The following is a 9,439-nucleotide window of genomic DNA, read 5'->3' as shown; positions in this document are numbered from 1 at the left end:
TTACGTGTGTGGCCCAAGGCGTAAGGGCCGTGATGATTTGACGTCATCCCCACCTTCCTCTCTACTTGCGTAGGCAGTCTCACTAGAGTCCCCAACTTAATGATGGCAACTAGTGACAGGGGTTGCGCTCGTTGCAGGACTTAACCTAACACCTCACGGCACGAGCTGACGACAACCATGCAGCACCTTGAAAAATGTCCGAAGAAAAGTCTATTTCTAAACCTGTCATTTCCCATTTAAGCCTTGGTAAGGTTCCTCGCGTATCATCGAATTAAACCACATAATCCACCGCTTGTGCGGGCCCCCGTCAATTCCTTTGAGTTTCATTCTTGCGAACGTACTCCCCAGGTGGCTAACTTATCACTTTCGCTTAGTCTCTGATTCCGAAAAACCAAAAACGAGTTAGCATCGTTTACGGCGTGGACTACCAGGGTATCTAATCCTGTTCGCTCCCCACGCTTTCGTCCATCAGCGTCAGTTGTTGCTTAGTAACCTGCCTTCGCAATTGGTGTTCTAAGTAATATCTATGCATTTCACCGCTACACTACTTATTCCAGCTACTTCAATAACACTCAAGACCTGCAGTATCAATGGCAGTTTCACAGTTAAGCTGTGAGATTTCACCACTGACTTACAGATCCGCCTACGGACCCTTTAAACCCAATAAATCCGGATAACGCTTGCACCCTCCGTATTACCGCGGCTGCTGGCACGGAGTTAGCCGGTGCTTATTCGTATAGTACCTTCAGCTACCCTCACGAGAGTAGGTTTATCCCTATACAAAAGAAGTTTACAACCCATAGGGCCGTCGTCCTTCACGCGGGATGGCTGGATCAGGCGCTAACCCATTGTCCAATATTCCTCACTGCTGCCTCCCGTAGGAGTCTGGTCCGTGTCTCAGTACCAGTGTGGGGGATCACCCTCTCAGGCCCCCTAAAGATCGCAGACTTGGTGAGCCGTTACCTCACCAACTATCTAATCTTGCGCGTGCCCATCTCTATCCACCGGAGTTTTCAATAAAAAACGATGCCGTTTCTTATATTATGGGGTATTAATCTTCCTTTCGAAAGGCTATCCCCCTGATAAAGGCAGGTTGCACACGTGTTCCGCACCCGTACGCCGCTCTCAAGATCCCGAAAGATCTCTACCGCTCAGCTTGCATGTGTTAGGCCTCCCGCTAGCGTTCATCCTGAGCCAGGATCAAACTCTCCATTGTATGTTTGTCTGACTCACTCAAAGTTTTTTAACGCTTTAGTTTTTCCTTACTTGGTTGTTATATTGTATGTCAATGATCTTTATATCTTTCGCTTTTCAACGAAGCAATCTTTCTGTCAGTGTCGCTCCGTATTTGCGAGTGCAAAAGTAAAACTTTATTTTGATTCGACCAAATGTTTTGAAAGAAAATTTTAAAGTTTTTTAAGTAACCTTAATCTCTTTCCTAACCCTCAATCCCTCTACTCCTGCGCTCCCTTAATTGGGACTGCAAAGATACAAACTTTATTTTAACTCGCAACTTTTAAATCCTAAAAATTAAAAGTTTTTTTTTCGTCTGTCTCTTTCGTAAAGTATAATGTTTATGCTTATTTAAAAGCTCTTCTGCGCTTACCGAATTCCTTTCGTTTTTCAGTGGGGCAAAGATAGAAACTTCATCCATTTCACGCAAGTTTATTTAACATAAAATTCATACTCAGGTAATGTTTTACCCTTAAAGTACTGGTACTATGGGAGAAAAATTTTAACCAAAATTTGGTCAATTAGGATTCTTGTATAAGTAAAAGACAAATTAAGGCTTTTGGCAATGTTTTTATGGCATCATTTCTGTGTAAATAGCGCTCAAAAATTCCGCATATGATTTTTCCAAGCCAATTACATCTCCTGATTTAAGGTTTAACCCTCCAACTCCTGAAGTGTCCGGCTTAATTTTTAATGATGATACCTGAAAGTATAAGTTTTCATCATTTGTCTTCGGCTGGACTTGTACTGTTGAACCTAAAAGTTTCTTAGTTGAAATGGTATACACTTCTCCCGGAACAATTTTTAATTTAAAAAATGACCTCGGCTTTATTGTATAATCTTTTCTATTAATATTAATCTTCTGATCTTTCTCTGAAGAGGCAAATATATACATTGATCCTTCCTGAACTTTGAGTTTTTCTTTTGGAGTGTAATATAACGCGATCTTATAATTAGAAGCATTAAAGGCTTGAGGTGATCCGTCAATATTTTCAAAAGGTTTTATTACAAAAGTATTCGCACCAATCTCTTTTGCTTTTTTGTATACTAATGAAAATACCATTGCATCATCTTTTGAGAATCCCTGGACTTCAGCTTCTCCTAAATAGATGGATTCTGTTTCTGCTTCATTTTTTTTATACAGAAACTTATCTGAATGGTCAACGGTTTTCTCCACCTTGCTCAGATAAACATTTTGTGCACTCCAAAACTGAGTACATACTAAGGAAAAGATGATGGCTATATTTTTCATATTATTATTGTTGAGTAAGGATGTCAACACATTCTTCAAGACTGTGTTCCCAGTGTTTAGGTTCAATTTTATAGATCTCTTCTATTTTATCCAGAGACATGGTACTTCTAACAGGTCTTTTGGCAGGAGTTGGATACTGCTCGGTTGTTAATGCATTTAATTGTATTGAGGATTTTGAGAATTCAGCAATTTTCTTCGCAAAATCAAACCATGTGGTTTCCGGGTAATTTGAAAAGTGGAAAATCCCAAAGGTTTTATTTGGATTTTCGATGATTTCCATGATAGCATCTGCAAGATCATTAGCATTTGTAGGCTGACCAAACTGGTCTGCTACAATTCCTAACTCGGTTTTCTGAGAAAACAGGTTCAACATTGTTTTCACAAAGTTTTTGTTAAACTCAGAATATAGCCAAGAAGTTCTTAGAATAATAGTATTAGGATTAATTTCCAATGCTAATTCTTCTCCTTTTCTTTTTGATGCTCCGTATACTCCTATTGGATTGGTAAAATCATCTTCTGAATAAGGTAGGTTTGTATCTCCATCAAAAACGTAGTCTGTAGAAACATGAATCAGGATAGTTTTATAATCAGCACAAGCCTGAGCAAGGTGAGCAACTCCATCAGCATTTACTGCAAAAGCTTTTTCTTCTTCTTTCTCTGCCAAGTCTACCGCTGTATATGCAGAAGCATTGATACAAAAATCTGGTTTATTATCGTAAAAGAAGTCATTTACCTGTTCCGCATTAGTAACATCTAAGATTGTGGAATCTGTAAAAAGAAACTCATATTGATTTTCAAAATCGGGAGCAATCTTTCTAATACAGTTTCCTAACTGGCCGTTGCTACCTATTACTGCTATTTTTTTCATATATAATTAATTTTAAATGATCAAAAAATTCTCAATAGAAATATCAATTAAGAGTTTTTGGCATTTTGGGATCTTAAAAACTTAACTCTCGATTGGAAATCTTTTTGTATCAGATCTACATAAAACTTATTAAAAGTTTCTTTTATATCTTCAGGATGTACTTCCGATTTTCTTGTTTTCATATTGAAATAAATAACGGTTACCCAAAGTACTGCATGAATTGTTTTCTCATCTAAGCTTTTCATCAGGATTTCAACTTTGGCTGTTCTGTCCTGTACATCGATAGTTTTACTGCTGATGACTACCTGAGTATTGTATCTTACTTCTTTAAGATAGGCAATTTCATTTTGAATGGCAATCCATGTGCAGCCTGTTTGTTTGGTATATTCTTCATAAGTAAATCCGTAAAAAGTCTCTACGTGATCTTCTCTGGCATTGAACATATAATCGAGATATTTTACATTATTCAAATGACCGATGGGATCGCAATCGCTAAACCTAACTTTTACTATAGTTGATACTTCTTTTTCCATTCCGCAAAAATAAACAAACCGCCTCTTTTGGAGGCGGTTTGTGTTATAAATCTTTGTTAATTTGCCGAAATTATTGAATTCCTAATTCTTTCTTTACAGCTGCAGTAGCATCAGCACCTGCTTTGTAAAGGAATGCAGGTGAATTTGCATCCATTACATACTCATATCCGTTAGCTTTAGCAACTTTGTCTACAGCATCGTTCAATTTTTTCTCAATTGGTCCGAAAGCTACTTCTTGCTTAGCTTGAAGATCTTTTTGAGCTTTATCCTGCATTTGAGCTATTTCTTCCTGAATTTTTTGTAATTCAGCTTCTCTAGCTTTGTTTTCGTCTGCAGACTTCTTAGGAGCTTCTTCGCTATATTGCTTTAGTTTAGCTTGCCCAGCATCATATTTTTTCTTGATCTCAGCTTGTTTAGTATCGTAGAATGTTTTAAGGTCAGCATCTGCTTTTTTCTTTTCAGGCATTGCATTAAGAACTCCCAATACATCTAAAGTAGCCATTTTTTGAGCTTTTGCCATACCTACAGAAACAACCATCATTACTGCTGCAAATAATACACTTAATTTTTTCATAATTGGTAAATAAATAATTTAATTTTTTTTTAGATTTCAAATTTACGTAAAAGTTAACTTACAATTTTACTTTTTACTTTTACTTGTAGTTTTCTCTTTTTTATCTGTTCCCTTCAGTAAAATAGTTAATACTTTTTCTGTATAATCATATTTTCCCTGAAGAAAAATAACACTAATGTTATTGCTTTTATCAAGAACTATGCCCAACCCATTTTTTTCGGACATTGTTTTGATGGCTTCCCAGATCTGGTCCTGAAATGGTAAAACGAGATTTGTTCTCAATTTTGCTATTTCACCATTAGCTCCGAAACGTAAGCTGGTAGTAGTTTTGACATTTTTATCAAGATCTACCACTTCTTTTTCTCGAAGTTTCAGCTGGTCACCTATCAATAACACTTTTTCACTTTCAAAAGCCGCTTTTTTTCTTTCATATTCTGACTGCATGTTTTGAAGTTCAGACTGCCAGGTATCGATCTGAGAGTTGAGTCTCGCTTCGGCTTCTTTATACTGAGGTAATTTATTTAAAATTTCATTAGTATCTACCACTCCGATTTTCTGAGCATTTCCCAACCCAAAAATTAAGAGTAATACAAAAGTGATGGTTATTTTAAAGTTCTTCATATTTATAATTATAATGATTGGTTCATCAAGAAGTGGTTTCGCCATCCTGATGGGTTTCCTGACATTGTCTTATCAAATCCATAAGCAAAGTCGAACCCGATCAATCCGAATGCCCCCATATACACTCTAACTCCTACACCCACTGATCTTTTCAATTGGAATGGATTATAATTACTCCATGAGTTCCAAACGTTACCTCCTTCAGCAAATGTTAATGCATAAATTTTAGCGGTTTGGTTCATTGAAATCGGGTATCTTAACTCTAAAGTAAATCTGTTATAGATTGTTCCTCCACCTCTTTGGGTAATATCTTCAGCTTCCCCTCCATAAGTACTTGCATTTTCATACCCTCTTAAAGGAATCAATTCTCTACCGTCATATCTACCTCCAAATAATCCCGTACCTCCTACATAGAATCTTTCAAATGGCGGTGCTCCAAGATTTTTGTTATATCCATCCATGAATCCCATTTCAGCAGAAGATCTCAACACCAATTTACCGGCAATTTCGTTATAGATATCTGTCTTAAATTTAATCTTATAGAATTCCATCCAATTGTATTTATCAATCGGTTTCATTGTATCGTAGTTTTTATTACTGAACAATGAATATGGCGGTGTTAATTTAGCAGAAAGTTCAATATTCGAACCCATTGTCGGGAAGATAGGATCTATCCCGGCGGAGTTTCTGCTTAACCCTAAATTGATACTGAAGTTATTAGCTGATCCATTATATTCTGTAGTCTCTCCAAACTGGAATGGATAATTATTAAAGTCATACTTCTGGAACTGAATTCCCGTATATAGAGAGAAATAGTCATCCGGCCAGTTCAATAGTCTGTTCAAACCTACTGTTGCCGAGAATATATTTAATTTCTGAGAACCTCCAAGTCCATCACTATATCTTACTCTTGAGTTATTTAAACTCACAGAAAGTGCTGTTGGTCTTGTACCAAATAACCAAGGTTCTACGAATGACACTCCATAGTTCTGGAAGTACTGACCTGCCTGCACCTGAATAGAGAAAGTTTGTCCATCTCCCTGTGGTACCGGTTTGAAATCCTTAAACTTAAGGAAGTTTCTCAATGAGAAGTTATTAAATGTCAATCCTAAAGTACCAATAAAGCTGTTACCTCCGTAACCTGCCTGTAACTGAACCTGAGAAGATCCTTTTTCTACAAGTTTCCAGTTAACATCTACAGTATTATCTACCTGATTAGGCTGAATATCCTGTCCGATCTGTTGTGGATCAAAGAATGACATCCCTGCTAAATCAAAATAGGTTCTCTTTATTTCAGTTTTTTTGAATAATTCTCCAGGTTTTGTTCTTAATGCTCTAAGGATTACGTGGTCATGGGTTGTTGTATTCCCCTGCCACGTTACTTTGTTCCAGGTAGCCTGTTCACCTTCGTTAATTCTAACTTCTAAGTTTACAGCATCACCGTTCACAGATTTTTCAACCGGTGTAACATTGGAGAAAAGGTATCCGTTGTTCATGTAAACGGATTTGATATCAGAATCATCTTCTTTACCTCCATCTTCACCAACTTTTTTGTTGAATCCTACTGCATCATAGATGTCTCCTTTCTTGTATCCTAATAATCTCTGTAAGTATTCTGTAGCATAAACCGTATTACCAGTGAATGTAATATCACCGATATAATACTTTTTACCCTCGTTAAGCTTTACATTGATTTCGTAGTTGTTTTTCTTATTTCTCCATACAGAATCCGAAACGACTTTCGCGTCTCTATATCCTAAAGAGTTATAATAATTGATCAGGTTTTGTTTGTCTTCCTGATATTTATCTTCAATGAATTTAGAGGGTTTCAAAATACCACCGATGCTGAAACGTTTTTGTTTTGTTTCTTTAAAAGCTTTATTTCTAAGCTTTCTATCGGTTACACTCTGATTTCCTTCAAATTCAATATGGTCGATTTTAATTTTTCTACCCTTATCTACATTAATCGTCCAGTCTACCAAAGCAGGATCTCCGGCATTTACTTTATCCTCGATTGTGATTTTTGCATCAGCAAAACCTTTTTTGATATAGTCTTTCGGGATGTTTGTTTTAAGACTTGACACCAAGTTCTGGGTAATCTTTGTACCAGGCTTCAGATTGTTGTCTTTTGCCAGTTTCTCACTTTTTGATTTCCCAATTCCTTTCCCCTTAAATTTCACTTCCCCAAGTTCTTTCAGATCCTGAAGATAGAATTTAAGAACTACAGTCTGTCCTTCAATACTTTGAACGTATACTTCCACTTCAGAGAAGGATTGGGTATCCCAAAGCTTTTTAACAGCATTACTGATTTTCTGCCCTGGAATGTCTACGCTTTCTCCTTTGGATAAGCCAGTAAATCTAAGGATCTGAGCTGGTGTATATTTTTTTACCCCATCTACAACAATGTCTTTAAGCGTGTAAGTACCTACCTCATTGTCTGCATGTACAGCATTGTTTACTTTCGTGCTGTCTTGTGGAGTTACTTGTCCATAAAAATGTGCAGAAGCAGCAAACATAATGATGGGTAATAGTCTAAACTTCATTTTATCGAGTCTTTCTTTTCTTTAAAATTTATTGGCCTTGTATCTGCTCTCCGGTTAATCCGTATCTTCTTTCTTTGTTTTGATAATCAACAATACATTGGAAGAAAATATCTTTGGTAAAATCCGGCCATAGAACATTTAAAAACTGTAATTCAGCATAAGCAATCTGCCAAAGAAGGAAATTACTTATTCTTATTTCGCCGCTAGTTCTTATCAATAGATCTACAGGAGGAAAATCTTTGGTATAGAGATAGTTTTCGAATAGTTTTTCATCTATATTCTCTACTTCTACTTTCCCTTCTTTTACATCTGAGCTGATATTTTTAACGGCTTCCAGTATTTCATTTTGTGAGCCATAGCTTATCGCCAGTACAAGGTTTCCTTTTGTGTTTTCTTTTGTAAGTTCTACCACACGTTGCAGCTGCTCTCTTACTAAAGCGGGCAGCTTTTCAAGATTCCCTATCACATGCATCCTCAACCCTTTGCTAAAGATTTCCTCTGCTTCTAACAGCAAAGTTTCCACAAGCAAATTCATGAGGGTATTCACTTCTTCAGAAGGACGGCTCCAATTTTCTGAAGAAAATGTGTACAGTGTTAAATAAGGGATATTGATCTCATTACATGCATTAATAGCATTTCTTACAGCATTAATGGCATTTTTGTGACCGAAGCTTCTTTCTTCGCCACGAGATTTAGCCCATCTCCCATTACCATCCATAATGATGGCTACGTGTTTTGGTAAATTCTCAGAATTTATTTTATCTTTAATCAACGACATATTAATTAATCACAATAACATGGAGGTCTTCCGAACGAAAACGTTAATCCTAAACTGAATGTATTCAACCAGTCTTTGGATCTTTCATCTCCAATATTTCTCTTTTTAATAAACTCTTCTTCTCTTTCCTTAGCAACTGCATAATAGTTACCAGACTGTAGTAAAGAACCTCCTGAAGCCGGATCCAAGATGTCGGCATTAAAGGAGCTTTTCACATCCTCAGGTAGAATTTTACTATGATCAAGCTGATCAGTCAAAGTGTATCTAAATGTTGCTTCTGCAAATATAGCCCAAGTATGGTTAAATTTGTACTTTAACCCTACACCAAAAGGGATATGCATGGTAACTTTTTTGCCTAATGAATATTCGGTAGTTGTTTTAAAGTCCATTTCATTAATTGGAGCCAAGGCTACACCGTCCGGATCTCTTCTGAAATCATGGGCGAGATTAGCTTTAGGTGCATCAAACATCAAAGCTCCGATACCTCCAAAAATATAGGGGCTTACCATACCTATTTGTTCATTATTAACTGGGAAAAAATTATATTCAAACATTAAACTTGCCTCATATACGTTATTTTTCCCGTATGCATTTCTATTTCTTCTATATTCTTCTTTTGCAGCTTTATCGCTAAATTGAACCTGATTATATCCTAAATCCAATCTAACAGTTTGGTGAGGGTTAAAATTAAATCTATATAAAATACCACCATAAAACGGGATCCCCCAATCCGACATTCTATTTAAATCCAACGGCTTTTGTAAAATATAACTTGTGCTCCCTACATCACCCACTAGGTTACTCATACCTAGACGAACCCCCAATTCGTTTCTTTGTGCTTTAACACTCACCACTCCAAGGAAGGCAAGGAAGCTAAACAATAATTTTTTATTCATAAAAGAATATGGATTTATGGTTATTTTAAAATTTAATTTTTGCAAATATAAAACATTTTTATATTAATGATAATCTTAATGTTTAGTTAAAAATAAACAAAAAAACATAATTTGTTATAAAGTAAACGACAAAGTGGCAAA

8 protein-coding genes and 1 rRNA gene (1 of these 9 running past the window's edge) are annotated in these 9,439 nt (G+C 36.3%); all 9 read right to left on the bottom strand.

The genetic code is table 11. The features are described from left to right. Positions 1-1,216, bottom strand: a 16S ribosomal RNA gene (locus EG344_RS13195) (it extends 301 nt beyond the left edge of the window). Positions 1,217-1,804: 588 nt separating this feature from the next. After that, positions 1,805-2,485, bottom strand: coding sequence for a hypothetical protein (locus EG344_RS13190; RefSeq protein WP_123909824.1), 681 nt, complete (start codon positions 2,483-2,485; stop codon positions 1,805-1,807). Positions 2,486-2,489: 4 nt separating this feature from the next. Beyond that, positions 2,490-3,353 (bottom strand): dTDP-4-dehydrorhamnose reductase, encoded by an 864-nt coding sequence (rfbD, locus tag EG344_RS13185; protein ID WP_123909823.1) that lies wholly within the window; start codon positions 3,351-3,353, stop codon positions 2,490-2,492. Between the two features lie 47 nt (positions 3,354-3,400). Then, entirely contained in the window at positions 3,401-3,886 is a 486-nt protein-coding gene (locus EG344_RS13180; RefSeq protein WP_123909822.1) for an acyl-CoA thioesterase, read from the bottom strand. Positions 3,887-3,956: 70 nt separating this feature from the next. After that, complete coding sequence (locus tag EG344_RS13175; protein ID WP_123909821.1) at positions 3,957-4,460, bottom strand: OmpH family outer membrane protein; 504 nt, start codon at positions 4,458-4,460, stop codon at positions 3,957-3,959. Between the two features lie 66 nt (positions 4,461-4,526). Further along, complete coding sequence (locus EG344_RS13170; RefSeq protein ID WP_123909820.1) at positions 4,527-5,081, bottom strand: OmpH family outer membrane protein; 555 nt, start codon at positions 5,079-5,081, stop codon at positions 4,527-4,529. A gap of 8 nt (positions 5,082-5,089) precedes the next feature. Then, complete coding sequence (locus tag EG344_RS13165) at positions 5,090-7,624, bottom strand: outer membrane protein assembly factor (protein WP_123909819.1); 2,535 nt, start codon at positions 7,622-7,624, stop codon at positions 5,090-5,092. Positions 7,625-7,652: 28 nt separating this feature from the next. Continuing rightward, on the bottom strand, positions 7,653-8,402 hold the full coding sequence (locus tag EG344_RS13160; protein ID WP_123909818.1) for an isoprenyl transferase: 750 nt from the start codon (positions 8,400-8,402) through the stop codon (positions 7,653-7,655). A 5-nt stretch (positions 8,403-8,407) separates the two neighbouring features. Further along, positions 8,408-9,298, bottom strand: coding sequence for a DUF6089 family protein (locus EG344_RS13155; RefSeq protein ID WP_123909817.1), 891 nt, complete (start codon positions 9,296-9,298; stop codon positions 8,408-8,410). Between the last annotated feature and the right edge of the window lie 141 nt (positions 9,299-9,439).

Origin of the sequence: Chryseobacterium sp. G0162 (genome assembly GCF_003815715.1) — a bacterium.
In the GTDB taxonomy this organism is placed as follows: domain Bacteria; phylum Bacteroidota; class Bacteroidia; order Flavobacteriales; family Weeksellaceae; genus Chryseobacterium.
Note: the sequence above shows the minus strand (reverse complement) of the source record. Positions and strands in the feature narration are given on the sequence as shown.

Coding starts and splice junctions, on each gene's coding strand:
- EG344_RS13190 (WP_123909824.1), bottom strand. CDS start 2,485: ATGAAAAATATAGCCATCATCTTTTCCTTAGTATGTACTCAGTTTTGG.
- rfbD (WP_123909823.1), bottom strand. CDS start 3,353: ATGAAAAAAATAGCAGTAATAGGTAGCAACGGCCAGTTAGGAAACTGT.
- EG344_RS13180 (WP_123909822.1), bottom strand. CDS start 3,886: ATGGAAAAAGAAGTATCAACTATAGTAAAAGTTAGGTTTAGCGATTGC.
- EG344_RS13175 (WP_123909821.1), bottom strand. CDS start 4,460: ATGAAAAAATTAAGTGTATTATTTGCAGCAGTAATGATGGTTGTTTCT.
- EG344_RS13170 (WP_123909820.1), bottom strand. CDS start 5,081: ATGAAGAACTTTAAAATAACCATCACTTTTGTATTACTCTTAATTTTT.
- EG344_RS13165 (WP_123909819.1), bottom strand. CDS start 7,624: ATGAAGTTTAGACTATTACCCATCATTATGTTTGCTGCTTCTGCACAT.
- EG344_RS13160 (WP_123909818.1), bottom strand. CDS start 8,402: ATGTCGTTGATTAAAGATAAAATAAATTCTGAGAATTTACCAAAACAC.
- EG344_RS13155 (WP_123909817.1), bottom strand. CDS start 9,298: ATGAATAAAAAATTATTGTTTAGCTTCCTTGCCTTCCTTGGAGTGGTG.